The organism is Pantoea sp. X-Soil-TKNS-1279 (assembly GCF_059730565.1).
This window is the reverse complement of the sequence record NZ_AP035948.1, coordinates 3,365,770-3,385,012: the sequence shown is the minus strand read 5'-3', so window position 1 is coordinate 3,385,012 and position 19,243 is coordinate 3,365,770. Positions and strand designations below refer to the sequence as shown.

Genomic DNA, 19,243 nt, shown 5'->3' with positions numbered 1-19,243 from the left:
GATATGGTTGCGGTTAGAAGTGCGCATTTAAATACGGCGGGGGAGTTTGCCCTCGACCAGTGGATTGCCAGTTTGGGCATTGCTAACCCGCAATCCTGTCAGCGTCTGGCTGACACCTGGCGCTACTGTGAAGCCGAAACGCACGACCATCCTGATCAAGCTCTGCTGTTGTGGCGCGGTATCGAGATGGTGGAAATTCTCTCGATGCTGAGTATGGATATCGACAGCCTGCGTGCCGCGCTGATTTTCCCGCTGGCGAATGCCGACGTGGTCAGCGAAGAGGAGCTGGAGCAAACCGTCGGCAAAGGCATTGTTTCGTTGGTGCATGGCGTGCGCGATATGGATGCAATCCGTCAGCTGAAAGCGATCCATAACGACTCGATGGCCTCTGAACAGGTCGATAACGTGCGCCGTATGCTGCTGGCGATGGTGGAAGATTTCCGCTGCGTCGTCATCAAGCTGGCGGAACGTATCGCTCACCTGCGTGAAATGAAAGACGCGCCGGAAGATGAGCGCGTCCTCGCCGCGAAAGAAAGCACCAATATCTATGCGCCGCTGGCTAACCGCCTCGGTATCGGCCAGCTCAAATGGGAGCTGGAAGATTACTGCTTCCGCTATCTCCATCCCGATGAATACAAACGTATTGCTAAGCTGCTGCATGAGCGGCGTATCGATCGTGAACAGTACATCGAAAACTTTGTCGATAACCTGCGTAAAGAGATGCAGAAAGAGGGCGTGCGTGCTGAGGTGTATGGCCGTCCGAAACACATCTATAGCATCTGGCGCAAGATGCAGAAAAAATCGCTGGCGTTTGATGAGTTGTTCGACGTGCGCGCGGTGCGTATCGTCGCGGAACGTTTGCAGGACTGCTATGGTGCGCTGGGTACGGTGCATACCCTGTATCGTCACCTGCCCAGCGAGTTTGACGACTACGTCGCCAACCCGAAGCCTAATGGTTATCAGTCCATCCACACCGTGGTGCTGGGGCCGCAGGGCAAAACGGTAGAAATCCAGATTCGTACCCGTCAGATGCATGAAGATGCTGAGCTGGGTGTAGCGGCGCACTGGAAATACAAAGAAGGGCCGACCAGCAGCAATACACGCGGTGCAGCAGGCCATGAAGAACGTATCGCCTGGCTGCGTAAGTTAATCACCTGGCAGGAAGAGATGGCGGACTCTGGCGAGATGCTGGAAGAAGTGCGCAGTCAGGTGTTTGACGATCGCGTTTATGTCTTTACCCCGAAAGGGGATGTGGTGGACTTGCCTGCCGGTTCAACCCCGCTCGATTTCGCCTACCACATCCACAGCGATATCGGCCACCGCTGCATCGGCGCGAAAATTGGTGGGCGCATCGTGCCGTTCACCTATCAGTTGCAGATGGGCGACCAGGTTGAGGTGATCACGCAGAAGCAGCCAAACCCGAGTCGCGACTGGCTTAACCCGAACCTCGGCTATATCACGACCAGCCGTGGCCGTTCGAAGATTCACAACTGGTTCCGTAAGCAGGATCGCGACAAGAATATTATTGCTGGTCGCCAGATTCTGGATACGGAGTTGACGCAGCTGGATATCAGCCTGCGTGAGGCGGAGAAACTGCTGCTGCCGCGCTATAACGTCACCTCGTTGGATGAGTTGCTGGCGGCGATTGGCGGTGGCGATATTCGCCTTAATCAGATGGTTAACTTCCTGCAAGGCAAGCTGAATAAGCCGAGCGCGGAAGAGGAAGATCGCGAAGCACTGCGCCAACTGACGCAGAAATCGTATACGCCGTCAGCGCGTAAAGAGAGCGGCCGCGTGGTGGTGGAAGGGGTCGGCAACCTGCTGCACCACATCGCTCGTTGCTGTCAGCCCATTCCGGGCGACGATATCGTCGGCTTTATTACCCAGGGACGTGGCATCTCGATCCACCGTGCCGATTGTGACCAGTTGGCTGAGCTGATCTCCCATGCGCCGGAGCGCATTGTCGATGCGGTGTGGGGCGAAAGTTATTCCAGTGGTTATTCGTTGGTGGTGCGCGTCACAGCGAACGACCGTAGCGGTCTGCTGCGTGATATCACCACGATTCTGGCGAATGAGAAGGTGAACGTGCTGGGCGTCTCCAGCCGCAGCGATACCCGCAAGCAACTGGCAACCATTGATATGGATATCGAGATCTATAACCAGCAGGTGCTGGGCCGCGTACTGGCTCGACTGAACCAGGTGCCGGATATTATCGACGCACGGCGGTTACACTAATTTTTCTCCTCACCTTAACCCTCACCCTAACCCTCTCCCGCAAGCGGGAGAGGGAACTGATCGAGCCGCACATCGCCCTCTCCCTCTCCCCTATGGGAGAGGGAACCGATCAGCCGCATATCTCCCTCTCCCTTATGGGAGAGGGAGCCGATCAGGCGCACATCTCCCTCTCCCTTATGGGAGAGGGAACCGATCAGGCGCACATCTCCCTCTCCCTTATGGGAGAGGGCCGGGGTGAGGGTAACCGACCGCACCCAACTTATTCTTAAAGGATCCGCCCATGAATGCCCTCCAACGCCTGCTCACCATCATGCAAACCCTGCGCGATCCGCAGCAAGGCTGCCCGTGGGATCGTCAGCAAACGTTCGCCTCAATCGCGCCTTATACGCTGGAAGAAACCTACGAAGTACTCGATGCCATCCAGCGTGAAGATTTTGATGATCTGCGTGGAGAATTAGGCGACCTGCTGTTCCAGGTGGTGTTTTACGCGCAAATGGCCAACGAGCAGCAGCGCTTTGATTTTGAAGATATCTGCAACGCTATCAGCGATAAACTCGAACGCCGTCATCCGCACATCTTTGGCGATGTCAAAGCGGAGGACGCGCAGGAGGTGCTGAAAAACTGGGAAGCCATCAAACATAGCGAGCGTGCGGAAAAAGCGCAGCATTCGGCGCTGGATGATATCCCTAAAGCGCTGCCCGCGTTGATGCGTGCGCACAAAATCCAGAAACGTTGCAGTAACGTTGGTTTCGACTGGAATAGCCTGGGGCCGGTGCTGGATAAAGTGCATGAAGAGATTGACGAAGTGATGCATGAAGCGCAGCAGGCGGTGGTCGACAGTGACAAACTTGAGGAAGAAATCGGCGATTTATTATTCGCTACGGTAAATCTTTCTCGCCATCTTGGCAGCAAAGCGGAAGTGGCGCTACAGAAGGCCAATGACAAATTTGAACGCCGTTTTCGCCAGGTGGAAACGTTGATTGGCGCGCAGGGGATGGCGATGAGTGACGCCACGCTGGAGCAGATGGAAGAAGCCTGGCAACAGGTGAAACTCAGTGAGAACAAGGAGTAACGTGATCCGCTGCGATTTGTTGATTATTCCAGCGTTGTGCATAAAATCGCCGCTTGAGCTTACTCGATTCAGCCATGCGGTGACTTTGTGACGTGCGTCAACATTTCAACCCTGGCTATCCGCTATGTTACCCGCTGCACTGCGTAGGAGGAGAGGGTGGTGATTGATCAATTGTGGCAGGTGACGACTTCAGGTATACTGTTTTCCCGTCCTGGTTATTCCACCGTCTTTAAACCTAAACTCTCAGGTTCAGCATGACAACGAACTATATTTTTGTGACCGGCGGGGTCGTTTCCTCTCTGGGGAAAGGCATTGCCGCAGCCTCCCTCGCAGCCATCCTTGAAGCGCGTGGTCTGAATGTGACCATCATGAAACTCGATCCGTATATCAACGTCGATCCGGGTACCATGAGCCCAACTCAGCACGGTGAAGTTTTTGTCACCGATGACGGGGCCGAAACCGATCTGGATTTGGGTCACTATGAGCGCTTCATTCGTACCAAAATGACGCGTCGCAACAACTTTACGACCGGTCGTATCTACTCAGAAGTGCTGCGCAAAGAGCGTCGTGGCGACTATCTGGGCGCGACCATTCAGGTTATCCCACACATCACCAACGCCATCAAAGAACGCATCATTGAAGGTGGCGAAGGTCACGACGTCGTTCTGGTGGAAATCGGCGGCACCGTGGGGGATATCGAGTCACTGCCGTTCCTCGAAGCGATTCGCCAGATGGCGGTCGATGTGGGCCGTGAACACACCATGTATATGCACCTGACGCTGGTGCCGTACATGGCTGCCGCAGGCGAAGTAAAAACCAAGCCAACGCAGCACTCGGTAAAAGAACTGCTCTCCATCGGGATTCAGCCGGATGTGTTGATCTGCCGTTCTGACCGCGCCGTACCGGCTAACGAACGCGCCAAAATCGCGCTGTTCTGTAACGTTCCGGAAAAAGCGGTTATTTCACTGAAAGATGTCGACTCCATCTACAAGATCCCGGGTTTGTTGAAATCACAGGGTCTGGATGACTACATCTGCAAACGCTTCAACCTGAATGCCCCGGAAGCCAACCTGGCCGAATGGGAGCAGGTGATTTACGAAGAGGCTAATCCGGGCGGCGAAGTGACTATCGGTATGGTCGGCAAATATGTCGAACTGCCGGATGCCTACAAATCCGTGATTGAAGCGCTGAAACACGGCGGCCTGAAAAACCGCGTCACCGTTAACATCAAGCTGATCGATTCGCAGGATGTTGAAACGCGTGGTGTCGAATTACTGAAAGATCTGGATGCTATCCTGATTCCGGGTGGCTTTGGCTACCGTGGGGTGGAAGGCAAACTGATGACCGCGCAATACGCGCGTGAAAACAACGTGCCTTACCTCGGTATCTGCCTGGGAATGCAGGTTGCACTGATGGAATTTGCCCGCAATGTGGCGGGTATGGCTGGCGCCAACTCAACTGAATTTGTGCCAGACTGTAAGTACCCGGTGGTTGCGCTGATCACCGAATGGCGTGACGAAGAAGGCAACGTCGAAGTGCGTAGCGAGCAGAGCGATCTGGGCGGCACCATGCGTCTGGGTAGCCAGCAGTGTCAGCTTACGCCGGAAAGCAAAGTACGCCAGCTGTACGGCTCAGACGTGATCACTGAACGTCACCGCCACCGTTATGAAGTAAACAATATGCTGTTGAAGCAGATTGAAGCGGCGGGTCTGCGCATTGCGGGCCGTTCCGGTGACGATCAACTGGTCGAAATCATTGAGATTCCAAACCACCCGTGGTTTGTGGCCTGTCAGTTCCACCCGGAATTCACGTCGACCCCGCGCGATGGTCATCCACTGTTTGCTGGCTTTGTTAAAGCGGCGCAGGAATACCAGAAGCGGTTAGCGAAGTAAGTTTCACGAGCAGCGCGCGAAGTTTTCGCGCGTTGTTTGTCTTAGGATTGACTAACTTGTACTGAGGAAAATCGAATGTCCAAAATCGTAAAAGTCATCGGTCGCGAAATTATCGACTCCCGTGGCAACCCGACTGTAGAAGCAGAAGTGCATCTGGAAGGTGGTTTCGTTGGTCTGGCTGCTGCGCCATCAGGTGCATCAACCGGTTCTCGCGAAGCGCTGGAGCTGCGTGACGGTGACAAATCTCGTTTCCTGGGCAAAGGCGTGACCAAAGCGGTTGCGGCGGTTAACGGTCCGATCGCTGACGCGGTAAAAGGCAAAGATGCCAAAGACCAGGCGAACATCGATAAGATCATGATCGAGCTGGACGGTACTGAGAACAAATCCAACTTCGGTGCAAACGCCATTCTGGCCGTTTCTCTGGCTGCGGCAAAAGCGGCTGCGGCTTCTAAAGGTCAGCCGCTGTATGAGCACATCGCTGAACTGAACGGCACCCCGGGCAAATACTCTATGCCGCTGCCAATGATGAACATCATCAACGGTGGTGAGCACGCTGACAACAACGTCGACATCCAGGAATTCATGATTCAGCCGGTTGGCGCGAAGACTGTAAAAGAAGCCATCCGTATGGGTTCTGAAGTTTTCCATCACCTGGCGAAAGTGCTGAAAAGCAAAGGCATGAACACCGCAGTGGGTGACGAAGGTGGCTACGCGCCGAACCTGGGTTCTAACGCCGAAGCCCTGGCTGTTATCGCGGAAGCGGTAAAAGCAGCAGGCTATGAGCTGGGCAAAGACATCACCCTGGCGATGGACTGCGCCGCATCTGAATTCTACAAAGACGGTAAATACGTGCTGGCCGGTGAAGGCGGTAAAGCATTCACCTCTGAAGAGTTTACTCACTTCCTGGAAGATCTGACCAAACAGTACCCGATCGTCTCTATCGAAGACGGTCTGGACGAGTCTGACTGGGCGGGCTTTGCTTACCAGACCAAAGTACTGGGCGACAAAATCCAGCTGGTTGGTGACGACCTGTTCGTAACCAACACCAAGATCCTGAAAGAAGGTATCGAGAAAGGCATCGCTAACTCCATCCTGATCAAATTCAACCAGATCGGTTCTCTGACCGAAACTCTGGCTGCTATCAAGATGGCAAAAGACGCAGGCTACACCGCGGTGATCTCTCACCGTTCAGGTGAAACCGAAGATGCAACCATCGCTGACCTGGCGGTAGGTACTGCGGCTGGCCAGATCAAAACCGGTTCAATGAGCCGTTCTGACCGCGTTGCTAAATACAACCAGCTGATTCGTATCGAAGAAGCGCTGGGTGCTAAAGCACCTTTCAACGGTCTGAAAGAAGTTAAAGGCCAGGCGTAATCGCCTGCTGATGCTGCCGTAAGGCAGTGTCGCCTGTTGCTAAGCCCCGCTCCGGCGGGGCTTTTGCATTTTTGACGTAAAGCCGCTGTTGTTACCGGTGACAGATCTGCCATAATCTGCGCCTTGAATGAGTGAAGTGAGTAAAAAATGTACTACCCGATTAACGAAATGTTCCAGACACTACAGGGCGAAGGTTTTTACACGGGCGTTCCGGCGCTGTTCATCCGTTTGCAGGGATGTCCGGTCGGCTGTAGCTGGTGTGATACCAAACATACCTGGGATAAGCTGGCAGATCGGGAGACCTCGCTTGGTGACATTCTGGTCAAAACAGTGGAAAGCGACGCCTGGGGCAACGCTGACCCGGCGATGCTGCTGGAGACGATTCAGCGCCAGGGTTGGACGGCACGCCACATTGTGATCACCGGTGGTGAACCGGCCATCTACGATTTACGCCCACTGACCAGCGCACTGGAAGCAGCGGGCTTTGCCTGCCAGATTGAAACCAGTGGTACCCATGAAATTCGTTGTTCCGACGCTACCTGGGTGACGGTTTCACCTAAGGTGAATATGCGCGGTGGCTATGATGTGCTGCCGCAGGCGTTGCAGCGGGCTGATGAAATTAAACATCCGGTGGCGCGCGTGCGGGATATTGAAGCGCTGGATGTGCTGCTGGCGGGATTGCATGACGAGAAACCGCGTATTATCGCGTTACAGCCGATCAGCCGGGGTGATGCGGCGACCAAACTGTGCATTGAAACCTGCATCGCCCGTAACTGGCGTTTGTCGATGCAGACTCACAAATATCTCAATATTGCCTGATGACAGCCGTAGCGGCGCGATTTATCGCGCATCTTTGGGCCGCAGCGCCAATGCAAAAGCGCGACAAATCGCGCCGCTACGATTTCTAGCCGCGATAGACACAACCTGCGGTGCAGGTTTCTTTGATCATCACAGCGCTCAATTCTGGCAGAATCGGCTTCATCTCATCCCAAATCCATTTTGCCAGCACTTCACTGGTGGGATTCTCCAGACCGGGAATGTCATTCAGATAGTGATGATCGAGGCGATCATAGAGCGGTGCAAAGGCCGCTTTCAATTCTGCAAAATCCATAACCCAACCGGTATAAGCATCCACTTCCCCGGTAATTTCCAGCCGCACCAGAAAGGAGTGGCCGTGCAAACGACCGCATTTATGCCCCTCAGGTACATGAGGTAAGCGGTGCGCCGCTTCAAACTGGAACTCTTTAAACAACGTGGTAGACATAATGGCCTCAACATAAAATCCGCTGAAGTCTACCTGAAATACAGATTTTTAGCACCCGTTACCGCTGAACAGGGCATTTTACGCACTCAGCCTGAAGAAGCGATAAATTAACTCGTTGAATATAAATTGCTTTATTTACCACTTTTGCTGGTTAGCATTACCCGAAAAACCACTTAGTCATTTTGGTTATTTATTATGTCGAAGCTTTATTTAATCGTTAATATACGGGCCGGTAACCTATTCACTCTTCCGCCATTTTACGGTCCGGACTTCTGATACTGGAATTTTTAACGCGATGACGACTCAGGCACCCCCAGGTTCACTGCTGCCGCTAACCCCGGAGCAACTCGCGCGCTTACAGGCAGCGACTACCGATTTCTCTACCACCCAAATGGCATGGCTTTCGGGTTATTTCTGGGGCATGGTCAACCAGACGCCTGGTGCCGTTGCCACATCGGCACCGGTGCAGGCCGAGGCGCCGACCATCCTGTTGATCTCCGCATCGCAGACCGGCAATGCCCGTCGCCTGGCGGAACATCTGCGTGATGACCTGCTGGCGGCAAAACTGAACGTCAATCTGGTCAATGCCGGTGACTACAAATTTAAACAAATCGGCCAGGAAAAACTGCTGGTGGTGGTGACCTCCACCCAGGGCGAAGGCGAGCCACCTGAAGAAGCAGTGGCGTTACATAAATTCCTGATGTCGAAAAAAGCGCCGACCCTGAACGGCGCCGCCTTTGCCGTATTCGGCCTGGGCGACACCTCCTACGAATTCTTCAGCAAAGCCGGTAAGGATTTCGACAGCCGTCTGGCTGAACTGGGCGCAGAACGTTTGCTGGATCGCGTCGATGCCGATGTGGAATATGCGGAGCAGGCAAGCGCCTGGCGTAAGCAGATCACCGACATCCTCAAAGCGCGAGTGCCGAGCGAAGCGCCAGCCGTGGCAGCAGTAACCGCTGCGGGTAGCATTAATGAAATCCACAGTAGCCCCTACAGCAAAGAAGCTCCGCTGACTGCCAGCTTTGCCGTAAACCAGAAAATTACTGGCCGTGATTCCGATAAAGATGTGCGTCATATCGAAATCGATCTCGGTGATTCCGGTCTGCGTTACCAGCCGGGCGATGCCCTCGGTGTCTGGTTTGAAAACGATCCGGCGCTGGTTAAAGAGTTGCTGGAATTGTTGTGGCTGAAAGGCGATGAGCCGGTGACGATCCACGGTGAGACCTTGCCGCTGGCGGAGGCACTGCAACGTCATTTTGAGCTGACAGTTAATACACCGCAGATCGTTGAACACTACGCCGCGTTGTCACGTAACGACGTGCTGCTGGCGCTGGTCGGTGATAAGCCGAAACTCCAGCACTACGCGCAGAGCCTGCCGATTGTCGATATGGTGCGTCAGGCTCCGACTGAATTGAATGCAGAACAGTTGACCAGCCTGCTGCGTCCTTTGACGCCACGCCTCTACTCCATCGCCTCTTCGCAGGCAGAGAACGAGGCTGAAGTGCATATCACGGTGGGTGCGGTGCGCTACGAGATTGAGGGGCGTCAGCGTGGTGGCGGTGCTTCCACCTGGCTGGCGGATCGTCTGGAAGAAGACAGTGACATCCGGGTATTTATCGAACATAACGATAACTTCCGTCTGCCTGCCAACCCGGAAACCCCGGTGATTATGATCGGTCCGGGCACCGGTATTGCGCCGTTCCGCGCTTTTATGCAGCAGCGTGATAATGAGGGTGCAGGCGGTAAAAACTGGTTGTTCTTCGGCAACCCACACTTCACCGACGATTTCCTGTATCAGGTTGAATGGCAGAAGTATGTCAAAGACGGCTTGCTGACCAATATCGACCTTGCCTGGTCGCGCGATCAGGCGGAGAAGATTTACGTACAAGATAAGATCCGCGCTAAAGGTGCGGAAGTGTGGCGCTGGATCGAAGAGGGCGCACACCTTTACGTCTGCGGCGACGCCAATCGCATGGCGAAAGACGTTGAGCAGGCATTACTGGATGTGGTGGTCGAGCACGGTGCAATGGATCGTGAAACGGCTGACGAGTTTTTAAGTGAGCTGCGCATTGAGCGCCGTTATCAGCGAGACGTTTACTAATGAGTGAAAAACACCCTGGACCGCTGGTCGTTGAAGGCAAGCTTGTTGACGCCGAGCGTCTGAAAAAACAAAGCAACTATCTGCGCGGCACCATTCTCGAAGATCTCGACGATGGCCTGACCGGTGGCTTTAACGGCGATAACTTCCTGCTGATCCGTTTCCACGGCATGTACCAGCAGGATGATCGTGATATCCGTGCGGAACGTGCGGCGCAGAAACTCGAACCGCGGCATGCCATGATGCTGCGCTGCCGCCTGCCGGGCGGCATCATCACGCCAACCCAGTGGCTGGCGATTGATAAGTTTGCCACCGAAAAAACCATTTATGGCAGCATCCGCCTGACCAACCGCCAGACGTTCCAGTTCCACGGCATTCTGAAGAAGAACGTGAAACCGACGCATCAAATGCTGCATGAAGTAGGCCTCGATGCGTTAGCAACGGCCAACGACGTAAACCGTAACGTGCTCTGTACCTCGAACCCGGTGGAGTCGGCGCTGCATCAGGAAGCTTACGAGTGGGCGAAAAAACTGTCGGAGCATCTGCTGCCGAAAACGCGCGCCTATGCTGAGATCTGGTGGGATCAGGAGAAGGTTGCCACCACCGATGAGGAGCCGATCCTCGGTGAGACTTACCTGCCACGTAAGTTCAAAACCACGGTGGTGATCCCGCCGCATAACGACGTGGATCTGCACGCTAACGATCTCAACTTCATCGCCATCGCCGAGAAGGGCAAGCTGGTGGGCTTTAACCTGCTGGTGGGCGGTGGCTTGTCGATCGATCACGGTAACAAAGCCACCTATGCGCGCACCGCCAGCGAGTTTGGTTTCCTGCCGGTGGAGAAGATCCTTGATGTCGCGGCGGCGGTGGTGACCACCCAGCGTGACTGGGGCAACCGTACCGATCGTAAAAACGCCAAAACCAAATACACGCTGGAGCGCGTGGGCGTGGAAACCTTTAAAGCTGAAGTGGAAAAACGTGCCGGTATCACTTTCGGTCCGACGCGTCCTTACGAATTCACTAGCCGTGGCGATCGTATTGGCTGGATCAAAGGCGTCGATAAGAAGTGGCACCTGACGCTGTTTATTGAAAACGGCCGTCTGCTGGATTATCCGGGCCGTCCACTGAAGCGCGGCATTGCCGAAATCGCCAAAGTACATCAGGGCGATTTCCGCCTCACCGCTAACCAAAACCTGATTGTGGCGGGCGTGCCGGAGAAACAGAAAGCGCAGATTGAAGCCATTGCTCGTGAACACGGTTTGATGGAGCAGGTGACGCCGCAGCGTGAAAACTCGATGGCCTGCGTATCTTTCCCAACTTGCCCGCTGGCGATGGCTGAAGCCGAACGTTTCCTGCCTTCATTTGTGACCAGGGTCGAAGAGATCATGCACGGCCACGGCGTGGGTGATGAGCACATAGTGTTACGCGTTACCGGTTGTCCTAACGGCTGTGGCCGTGCCATGCTGGCCGAAATCGGTCTGGTGGGTAAAGCACCAGGTCGTTACAACCTGCATATTGGCGGCAACCGCATCGGCACCCGTATTCCGCGCATGTATCGAGAGAACATCACCGAAGGGGAGATCCTCGCCAGCATTGATGAGCTGGTTGGACGCTGGGCGAAAGAGCGTAACGGTGAAGAAGGTTTTGGCGACTTCGTGATTCGCGCGGGCATCGTGAAGCCAGTGGTTGACCCCGCCCGTGATTTTTGGGACCCGGAGGCAGTATGACGGTACTCGATCTCGCAGCACTGAATGATTTACCCAAAATTGATCGTGTGATGGCGCTGGCGGAAACCAACGCGCAGCTGGAAAAACAATCGGCAGAAGAGCGTCTGAGCTGGGCACTGAAGCAGTTGCCTGGCGCGTTTGTGCTGTCCTCCAGCTTTGGTATTCAGGCGGCGGTGTTGCTGCATATGGTGACGCAACAACAGCCGGATATTCCGGTGATCCTCACGGATACCGGTTATCTGTTCCCGGAAACCTATCGCTTTATCGATGAGCTGACCGATAAGCTCAACCTGAATCTTCAGGTGTTCCGTGCCGAAACCTCACCGGCCTGGCAGGAAGCACGCTACGGCAAGTTGTGGGAGCAGGGCGTCGAAGGGATCGAGAAATACAACCAAATCAACAAAGTGGAACCGATGAACCGCGCGCTGGAAACGTTAGGAGCGCAAACCTGGTTTGCGGGTCTGCGGCGCGATCAGTCCGGCAGCCGCGCGCATTTGCCGGTGCTGGCGATTCAGCGTGGCGTATTTAAAGTGCTGCCGATTATCGACTGGGATAACCGCCAGGTACATCAGTACCTGAAGCAGCATGGTCTGAAATACCATCCATTGTGGGACGAAGGCTATCTGTCTGTCGGAGATACGCATACCACCAAGAAGTGGGAGCCGGGGATGGCGGAAGAGGAAACACGTTTCTTTGGGCTGAAGCGCGAGTGCGGCCTTCACGAAGGTTAATCTTCTCACCGTAGCCGCGCGATAAATCGCGCCGCTACGGTTCGGTGATTAAATTCCAGTTAATGCCGCAAATGCCTCACTGGCACGCGTCACATTCACCTTGGTTACGTCGTAATTCGCCACCGCGACAAAGGGGTCTTCCGCCAGGATCGCATCCAACTCAGCACGTTCCATATCCTTTACCAGCACCATGCCGCCGGTACGCGGATCTTTACGTCCAGCCGCAATAAACGCGCCGCTGGCGAAATAGCGATCCAGCCACTCAATATGTGGCGCGAGCAGCGTTTCCACTTCGGCCACCGGGCGGAAATAGTTCAGATAAACCACGTACATATCAGATCCTCAGGTTGTTGGATTCGCCAGCTCGGTGAGCAGTGGCAACAGAATTTTCACGCTATCACGCGTGCGTTGCGTGATACGCCCCGGTAGCCAGTGGTCGAGATAGTTCAAACTATCACGTTCGGTTTGGTGGCGTACGCTGCCATCCGGGAAGTGGCGGCTACGCGCGCGCTGCTGTTGGCCATCTTTATTACCCAGCGCCCAGTTGCTGGCCGTCACGTCCAGCAGCGGCAACCCGGCTTTATCGAAGGGATTCACACCCGGATAATCCCGTGCGGTTAAGGTATGGGTCACAGCAGATATCCCCAGACGGTGCGCCAGTTGCACGGCACGGCCGCTGGTTTGCTTACGCACGGCGGAGGGGGTATTGATCCCGCTGTTAAAGTAAAGATGATCACCCACGATCAAACTGTTCAGATCAATCACCAAAAGGGTGTTTTTCTTCTCTTTGGCATCCATACGCGACAGATAATCATCCATCCCGTGCAGCCCGGTTTCACCGGCACTCAGCGCCACAAAGCGCACGCCATAATGCAACGGCGTTTTGCTTAACTGTTGCGCCAGCTCCAGCATTACGCCAAGGCCGGAGGCGTTGTCATCCACGCCCTGTAAACGCAGACCGCCAAGGTTGTTGTCGGTTTCACGGCTGCTGAGTGGCGTCCAGGTATCAAGATGCGCCACGATCAGGATCTCCTGTGGCGCGCTACCGGCACGCGCGGCGATCACCGAAGTGGCAGTGACTTTGTGCCAGCGCATCTGACCCTGTTTTTCGCGCCAGTTATAACCGGTATTAAACTGACGGGTATTGCTCTGATAACCTAGCTGAGTGAACTGCTGACGCAGGTAATCCGCCGTCATCAGCTCTGCCGGGCTACCACTCATCCGGCCTGGAAAATAGGTTGCGATATGGCGCAATTGTTGTTCGGCAAACTGCCCGGGTACGCTGTCTGTGGCCTGAGCAAGGAGAGGAAAACCGCCCGCTATCACTGCTGCCAGCAGGGCGCGGCGGAGGGTGGCAAACATAATGTGTCCTTTTCTGACATCCCGTCATGCTAAAAAAAATCTGCTTTAGTATGAAACTGTGACCGGTATTACACAATTTGAATTGCTCCGAAACGCCAGCAATATCATTTGCTAAGCACAAAATGTTCTCAACAATCCCGGCCCGTTATTCCATTCGGTAACTACTCATTCCAATTCGTAATTTCATCTGCCAGAAGGCAGGGACGTATAGTCGCGTTAACTTATTGTAAAACTGACAAGGTTAACGTGGATTATCTGCCTCTTTTTGCCGATCTCAAAAACCGTCCGGTGCTGGTTGTCGGCGGTGGCGACATTGCTGCGCGCAAAATCGAGCTGCTGCGACGCGCCGGGGCACGCGTGCTGGTCGCTGCGCGTGAGCTGGGTCATGAGTTGCAGGCGCTGCATGAGATTGCGGCGATTGAGTGGATTGCACAGACCTTTAATGCGGCGCAGTTGGATGGCGTGTTTCTGGTGATTGCCGCCACCGATGACAACGCCCTCAACAGCCAGGTATTTGAAGCAGCCAACGCGCGTCACAAGCTGGTGAACGTGGTGGACGACCAGCCGAAATGCAGCTTTATCTTTCCCTCGATTGTCGATCGTTCGCCGCTGGTGGTGGCGATCTCCTCCAGTGGCACCGCGCCGGTGTTGGCTCGCCTGCTGCGCGAAAAAATTGAAGCGCTGCTGCCGGCCAACCTTGGGCAAATGGCCGAGGTTGCCGGGCAATGGCGTGACAAAGTGAAACAGCGTTACCGTCAGATGTCAGAACGCCGCCGTTTCTGGGAACGTGCCTTTAACGGCCTGTTTGCCAGCCAGATGGCAGCGGGTAACGTCAATGAAGCGCGTCGCACCCTGGATCGCGAGCTGGAAAACGACAGCGACAATCAGGGCGAAATTACCCTGGTGGGTGCAGGCCCTGGCGACAGTGGTTTGCTGACGCTGCGTGGCTTGCAGGTCATGCAACTGGCCGATGTGGTGCTGTATGACCATCTGGTCAGTGACGAGGTGCTGGAACTGGTGCGTCGTGATGCTGACCGGATTTGTGTTGGCAAACGCGCCGGTGCTCATTCTGTCCCGCAGGAAGAGACGAATCGCCTGCTGGTGCAACTGGCGAAGCAAGGTAAACGCGTGGTGCGCCTTAAAGGTGGCGATCCCTTTATTTTTGGCCGTGGCGGCGAAGAGTTACAGGCCGCCAAAGCCGCTGGTATCCCGTTTCAGGTGGTGCCGGGTATTACCGCAGCCGCAGGCGCAACCGCCTATGCCGGTATCCCTTTAACTCACCGTGACCATGCGCAAAGCGTGATGTTTATTACCGGTCAGTGCCGCGCAGACAGCAACGGCATCGACTGGCCGTCACTGGCACGCGCACGTCAGACGCTGGCGATCTATATGGGCACGGTGAAGGCGGCGGAAATAGCCACCGGACTGATAGAACATGGGCGCGATCCGGCGACACCTGTCGCGGTGATTGGTCGCGGTACGCGTCAGGATCAACAGGTGCTGACCGGCACCTTAGACCAGTTGGAGGCGCTGGCCGCCGTCGCGCCGACGCCAGCCTTGCTGGTGATTGGTGAAGTTGTGAATTTGCACGGGCAACTCGCCTGGTTTCAACATTCAGCACAGCAGGGGACTCGCGAGTCCGCCGTTGTCAATTTGGCTTGAGGAAAAATTATGGACCAAAACCGACTCACTCATCTGCGCCAACTGGAGGCAGAGAGTATCCATATCATCCGCGAGGTGGCGGCCGAGTTCAGTAATCCGGTGATGATGTACTCCATCGGCAAAGACTCCTCGGTGATGCTGCATCTGGCGCGTAAAGCCTTCTATCCGGGTACGCTGCCATTTCCGCTGCTGCATGTTGATACCGGCTGGAAATTTCGCGAAATGTACGAGTTTCGCGATCGCACCGTCAAGGCGATGGGTGCAGAACTGCTGGTGCACCGTAACCCGGAAGGGGTCGCTATGGGCATCAACCCGTTTGTGCATGGCAGCGCTAAGCACACCGACATCATGAAAACCGAGGGCCTGAAACAGGCGCTGAACAAATATGGCTTCGATGCGGCCTTTGGTGGCGCGCGTCGCGATGAGGAGAAATCCCGCGCCAAAGAACGTATCTATTCGTTTCGCGACCGCTTCCACCGTTGGGATCCGAAAAACCAGCGCCCGGAGCTGTGGCACAACTACAACGGCCAGATTAACAAAGGTGAGAGCATCCGCGTGTTCCCGCTTTCCAACTGGACCGAACTGGATATCTGGCAGTACATCTTCCTCGAAAACATCGAGATTGTGCCACTGTATCTCGCGGCACCACGTCCGGTACTGGAGCGCGATGGCATGTTGATGATGGTGGATGATGACCGCATCGACCTGCAACCGGGCGAAGTAATCAAACAGCGTATGGTGCGTTTCCGTACCCTCGGTTGCTGGCCGCTGACCGGTGCGGTGGAGTCCGAAGCACAAACGTTGCCGGAAATTATTGAAGAGATGCTGGTCTCCACTACCAGCGAACGCCAGGGCCGTGTGATTGACCGCGACCAGGCCGGTTCGATGGAACTGAAGAAACGTCAGGGTTATTTCTAAGGAGACGCAGATGAATACCGTTATTGCACAACAGATTGCCGATCAGGGCGGCGTGGAAGCCTGGCTGACCGCGCAACAACATAAAAGCCTGCTGCGTTTCCTGACTTGCGGTAGCGTTGACGATGGCAAAAGTACACTGATTGGCCGTCTGCTGCACGATACCCGCCAGATTTATGAAGATCAGCTCTCTTCGCTGCACAACGACAGCAAACGTCATGGCACCCAGGGCGAGAAACTCGATCTGGCGCTGCTGGTGGATGGCTTGCAGGCCGAGCGTGAGCAGGGCATCACCATTGATGTGGCCTATCGTTATTTCTCGACCGAGAAGCGCAAATTTATCATCGCCGACACGCCGGGACATGAGCAGTACACCCGTAATATGGCGACCGGTGCGTCCACCTGTGATCTGGCGATCCTGTTGATCGATGCGCGTAAAGGCGTGCTGGATCAGACCCGCCGTCACAGCTTTATCTCCACACTGCTCGGCATCAAGCATCTGGTGGTGGCGATCAACAAAATGGATCTGGTGGCGTACAAACAGGACGTGTTTGAACAGATCAAGCAGGACTACCTCGATTTCGCCGCGCAGTTGCCAGAAGACCTCGATATTCGCTTTGTACCGATGTCGGCGCTGGAAGGGGATAACGTGGCATCGCCGAGCGAAACCATGCCGTGGTACAGCGGCCCGACCCTGCTCGATGTGCTGGAAACGGTGGAACTGAAGCGCGTGGTGGATCATCAGCCGATGCGTTTCCCGGTGCAGTACGTGAATCGTCCAAACCTCGATTTCCGTGGCTATGCCGGTACGCTGGCGTCGGGTGTGGTCAAGGTCGGCCAACGCGTGAAGGTGCTGCCATCGGGCGTGGAATCGACGATTGCGCGCATCGTGACCTTTGATGGCGATTTGCAGGCAGCTGCTGCCGGAGAAGCCATTACCCTGGTGCTGGAAGATGAGATCGACATCAGCCGTGGTGACCTGCTGGTTGATGCGGGAGCCGAGCTGAAATCGGTGCAATCCGCCACCGTTAACGTGGTGTGGATGGCCGAGCAGCCGCTACAGCCGGGCCAGAGCTATGACGTGAAGATCGCCGGTAAGAAAGCGCGTGGCCGGGTGGAAAAAGTGATCCATCAGTTCGACATCAACACGCTGGAAAAACGCAGCGCCGACAGTCTGCCGCTTAACGGCATTGGTCTGGTGGAAGTCACTTTTGATGAGCCGATGGTGCTGGACAAATATCGCGACAACCCGGTAACGGGCGGCATGATTTTCATCGATCGTCTGAGCAACGTTACCGTGGGTGCCGGATTGATTGAAGAACCGCAGAGCGCTAACCACGCCCAGGCAAGCCAGTTCAGCGAGTTCGAGCTGGAGCTGAATGCGTTGATTCGTCGTCATTTCCCGCACTGGAATGCACGCGACCTGTTGGGTGGTCAGTAATGGCGCAACACGATGAAAACGTGGTGTGGCACGATCATCCGGTGACCCGTGCTGAGCGTGAGCAGCAGCACGGCCATCAGGGTGTGGTGCTGTGGTTTACCGGGCTGTCTGGCTCGGGCAAATCCACGGTGGCCGGGGCGCTGGAGCAGGCGCTACATCGGCTTGGCGTCAGTACCTATCTGCTGGATGGTGACAACGTGCGTCACGGCCTGTGCCGTGACCTCGGCTTCAGTGATGACGATCGTAAAGAGAACATTCGTCGCGTCGGTGAAGTGGCCAAACTGATGGTGGATGCCGGGCTGGTGGTGCTGACCGCTTTTATTTCGCCGCATCGCGCTGAACGTCAGATGGTGCGTGACCTGCTGGCGGATGGGCAGTTTGTGGAAGTTTTTGTCGACACGCCGCTATCGGTGTGTGAAGCGCGCGATCCGAAAGGATTGTATAAAAAAGCGCGAGCCGGAGAACTGCGCAATTTCACCGGTATCGACAGTGTTTATGAGGCGCCAGAGGCGCCGGAAATCCACCTCGATGGTGAACAATTGGTTACAAAACTCACCGCCCAATTGTTAGACCTGCTGCGTCACCGCGATATCATCAGATCCTGAATAGACAGCGGCAAATCACCACGATTTGCCGCGATTAGCGTCAACAGGAACTCTATGCAGAACGTTACCCCTATGCTGGCACGCAAAGATGAACGCACCCAGGATGAGCCTCGCTCGTCGCTACCGGGTGGTGTGATTGGTTTTCTCTCGTATTGGTGTGCGCTGGCAATTCCGTTCCTGCTCTACGGTTCCAATACGTTGTTTTTCTTCCTCTATACCTGGCCGTTCTTCCTTGCTCTGCTGCCGGTATCGGTGCTGATTGGCATTGTCCTCAGCCTGATGATGCGTGGTCATCTGTTCTGGAGTGGAGTGGTGACGGCGATCGTGGTGGTATGCCTGTTCTGGCTACTCTTCTCATTTCTCTCCGGCTGGTAGGCCGTGCCTGATGTGCAAACGCGTCGGCAGGTTACAAAACTTTACCTGCCAATTGCCGCACCAGTGAATCAATATTTGTACGGACAATTGTCCGTAAACGGCATTTTCGTTGCTGGAGTGGAGTCCGGCGCGAAGTTATGGGATGATTGAGCCGTTTTTCAGGGGGCTGGGATGGGAAAACTGACGCTATTACTACTCGTTTTGCTCGGCTGGCTTCAGTATTCGTTGTGGCTGGGCAAAAACGGGATCCATGATTATACGCGCGTCAATGATGATGTTGCGTCACAACAGGCGAATAACGCCAAACTAAAAGCGCGTAACGATCAGCTGTTCGCCGAAATTGACGATCTCAACGGCGGTTCTGAGGCTATTGAGGAGCGCGCACGTAATGAGCTGGGCATGATCAAGCCTGGTGAAACCTTCTATCGTCTGGTGCCAGACCAGAGCAAACGTAACGCGCAACAAGCTGCGCAAAATCAACAACGATAAA

At 55.1% G+C, this 19,243-nt stretch carries 17 protein-coding genes; 14 read left to right on the top strand and 3 right to left on the bottom strand.

The features are described from left to right. Window positions 1-3 precede the first annotated feature (3 nt). The 5 genes from relA to queE all read left to right on the top strand — a co-directional run bounded on the left by relA (window position 4) and on the right by queE (window position 7,392). Window positions 4-2,235: a GTP diphosphokinase gene (gene relA / locus AC6I8N_RS15860; protein ID WP_021184537.1), complete on the top strand. Its 2,232-nt coding sequence runs from the start codon at window positions 4-6 to the stop codon at window positions 2,233-2,235. Between the two features lie 280 nt (window positions 2,236-2,515). Further along, complete coding sequence (gene mazG / locus AC6I8N_RS15855; protein ID WP_208723728.1) at window positions 2,516-3,307, top strand: nucleoside triphosphate pyrophosphohydrolase; 792 nt, start codon at window positions 2,516-2,518, stop codon at window positions 3,305-3,307. A gap of 254 nt (window positions 3,308-3,561) precedes the next feature. Next, complete coding sequence (pyrG, locus tag AC6I8N_RS15850) at window positions 3,562-5,199, top strand: glutamine hydrolyzing CTP synthase (RefSeq protein ID WP_036626558.1); 1,638 nt, start codon at window positions 3,562-3,564, stop codon at window positions 5,197-5,199. Between the two features lie 75 nt (window positions 5,200-5,274). Further along, window positions 5,275-6,573 (top strand): phosphopyruvate hydratase, encoded by a 1,299-nt coding sequence (eno, locus tag AC6I8N_RS15845; protein ID WP_013510243.1) that lies wholly within the window; start codon window positions 5,275-5,277, stop codon window positions 6,571-6,573. Between the two features lie 147 nt (window positions 6,574-6,720). Then, entirely contained in the window at window positions 6,721-7,392 is a 672-nt protein-coding gene (gene queE, locus AC6I8N_RS15840; protein ID WP_497829445.1) for a 7-carboxy-7-deazaguanine synthase QueE, read from the top strand. Between the two features lie 85 nt (window positions 7,393-7,477). Here queE and queD read toward each other — a convergent pair whose 3' ends face one another. Further along, complete coding sequence (queD, locus tag AC6I8N_RS15835) at window positions 7,478-7,840, bottom strand: 6-carboxytetrahydropterin synthase QueD (protein ID WP_190274667.1); 363 nt, start codon at window positions 7,838-7,840, stop codon at window positions 7,478-7,480. Window positions 7,841-8,132: 292 nt separating this feature from the next. Between queD and cysJ the strand changes: the two genes are divergently transcribed. The 3 genes from cysJ to AC6I8N_RS15820 are packed head-to-tail and all read left to right on the top strand — an operon-like array spanning window position 8,133 to window position 12,393. Then, window positions 8,133-9,938: an NADPH-dependent assimilatory sulfite reductase flavoprotein subunit gene (gene cysJ / locus AC6I8N_RS15830; RefSeq protein WP_497829444.1), complete on the top strand. Its 1,806-nt coding sequence runs from the start codon at window positions 8,133-8,135 to the stop codon at window positions 9,936-9,938. After that, window positions 9,938-11,662, top strand: coding sequence for an assimilatory sulfite reductase (NADPH) hemoprotein subunit (cysI, locus tag AC6I8N_RS15825; protein ID WP_208723731.1), 1,725 nt, complete (start codon window positions 9,938-9,940; stop codon window positions 11,660-11,662). Before cysJ ends, cysI begins: the two co-directional genes overlap by 1 nt. Beyond that, window positions 11,659-12,393: a phosphoadenylyl-sulfate reductase gene (locus tag AC6I8N_RS15820; protein WP_497829443.1), complete on the top strand. Its 735-nt coding sequence runs from the start codon at window positions 11,659-11,661 to the stop codon at window positions 12,391-12,393. The genes cysI and AC6I8N_RS15820 overlap by 4 nt, the downstream gene beginning before the upstream one ends. A 48-nt stretch (window positions 12,394-12,441) precedes the next feature. On the opposite strand, the gene AC6I8N_RS15815 is transcribed toward AC6I8N_RS15820, so the two are convergent. Beyond that, window positions 12,442-12,726, bottom strand: coding sequence for a YciI family protein (locus tag AC6I8N_RS15815; protein ID WP_208723732.1), 285 nt, complete (start codon window positions 12,724-12,726; stop codon window positions 12,442-12,444). A gap of 9 nt (window positions 12,727-12,735) precedes the next feature. Further along, window positions 12,736-13,755, bottom strand: a complete 1,020-nt coding sequence (locus tag AC6I8N_RS15810) for an aminopeptidase (protein WP_021184528.1) — start codon at window positions 13,753-13,755, stop codon at window positions 12,736-12,738. Between the two features lie 246 nt (window positions 13,756-14,001). Between AC6I8N_RS15810 and cysG the strand changes: the two genes are divergently transcribed. The 6 genes from cysG to ftsB all read left to right on the top strand — a co-directional run bounded on the left by cysG (window position 14,002) and on the right by ftsB (window position 19,242). Continuing rightward, a complete protein-coding gene (cysG, locus tag AC6I8N_RS15805) occupies window positions 14,002-15,417 on the top strand; it encodes a siroheme synthase CysG (protein ID WP_497829442.1) in 1,416 nt (471 codons plus the stop codon). Between the two features lie 9 nt (window positions 15,418-15,426). Continuing rightward, window positions 15,427-16,335 (top strand): sulfate adenylyltransferase subunit CysD, encoded by a 909-nt coding sequence (gene cysD / locus AC6I8N_RS15800; RefSeq protein ID WP_021184526.1) that lies wholly within the window; start codon window positions 15,427-15,429, stop codon window positions 16,333-16,335. Between the two features lie 10 nt (window positions 16,336-16,345). Then, window positions 16,346-17,773 carry a sulfate adenylyltransferase subunit CysN gene (gene cysN / locus AC6I8N_RS15795; RefSeq protein WP_497829441.1) on the top strand — a complete coding sequence of 476 codons (1,428 nt, stop codon included), beginning with the start codon at window positions 16,346-16,348 and terminating at the stop codon, window positions 17,771-17,773. After that, window positions 17,773-18,378 (top strand): adenylyl-sulfate kinase, encoded by a 606-nt coding sequence (cysC, locus tag AC6I8N_RS15790; RefSeq protein WP_021184524.1) that lies wholly within the window; start codon window positions 17,773-17,775, stop codon window positions 18,376-18,378. Before cysN ends, cysC begins: the two co-directional genes overlap by 1 nt. A gap of 54 nt (window positions 18,379-18,432) precedes the next feature. Continuing rightward, window positions 18,433-18,753: a DUF3561 family protein gene (locus AC6I8N_RS15785; protein WP_021184523.1), complete on the top strand. Its 321-nt coding sequence runs from the start codon at window positions 18,433-18,435 to the stop codon at window positions 18,751-18,753. Window positions 18,754-18,924: 171 nt separating this feature from the next. Further along, complete coding sequence (gene ftsB / locus AC6I8N_RS15780) at window positions 18,925-19,242, top strand: cell division protein FtsB (RefSeq protein ID WP_036626556.1); 318 nt, start codon at window positions 18,925-18,927, stop codon at window positions 19,240-19,242. Window position 19,243: the final 1 nt, after the last annotated feature.

Bases quoted from the DNA above. Each gene is read 5' to 3' on its own strand.
- cysN (WP_497829441.1), top strand. From the start codon at position 16,346: ATGAATACCGTTATTGCACAACAGATTGCCGATCAGGGCGGCGTGGAA.
- mazG (WP_208723728.1), top strand. From the start codon at position 2,516: ATGAATGCCCTCCAACGCCTGCTCACCATCATGCAAACCCTGCGCGAT.
- cysI (WP_208723731.1), top strand. From the start codon at position 9,938: ATGAGTGAAAAACACCCTGGACCGCTGGTCGTTGAAGGCAAGCTTGTT.
- cysC (WP_021184524.1), top strand. From the start codon at position 17,773: ATGGCGCAACACGATGAAAACGTGGTGTGGCACGATCATCCGGTGACC.
- ftsB (WP_036626556.1), top strand. From the start codon at position 18,925: ATGGGAAAACTGACGCTATTACTACTCGTTTTGCTCGGCTGGCTTCAG.
- AC6I8N_RS15810 (WP_021184528.1), bottom strand. From the start codon at position 13,755: ATGTTTGCCACCCTCCGCCGCGCCCTGCTGGCAGCAGTGATAGCGGGC.
- AC6I8N_RS15785 (WP_021184523.1), top strand. From the start codon at position 18,433: ATGCAGAACGTTACCCCTATGCTGGCACGCAAAGATGAACGCACCCAG.
- eno (WP_013510243.1), top strand. From the start codon at position 5,275: ATGTCCAAAATCGTAAAAGTCATCGGTCGCGAAATTATCGACTCCCGT.
- cysJ (WP_497829444.1), top strand. From the start codon at position 8,133: ATGACGACTCAGGCACCCCCAGGTTCACTGCTGCCGCTAACCCCGGAG.
- relA (WP_021184537.1), top strand. From the start codon at position 4: ATGGTTGCGGTTAGAAGTGCGCATTTAAATACGGCGGGGGAGTTTGCC.
- AC6I8N_RS15815 (WP_208723732.1), bottom strand. From the start codon at position 12,726: ATGTACGTGGTTTATCTGAACTATTTCCGCCCGGTGGCCGAAGTGGAA.
- queE (WP_497829445.1), top strand. From the start codon at position 6,721: ATGTACTACCCGATTAACGAAATGTTCCAGACACTACAGGGCGAAGGT.
- AC6I8N_RS15820 (WP_497829443.1), top strand. From the start codon at position 11,659: ATGACGGTACTCGATCTCGCAGCACTGAATGATTTACCCAAAATTGAT.
- pyrG (WP_036626558.1), top strand. From the start codon at position 3,562: ATGACAACGAACTATATTTTTGTGACCGGCGGGGTCGTTTCCTCTCTG.
- cysD (WP_021184526.1), top strand. From the start codon at position 15,427: ATGGACCAAAACCGACTCACTCATCTGCGCCAACTGGAGGCAGAGAGT.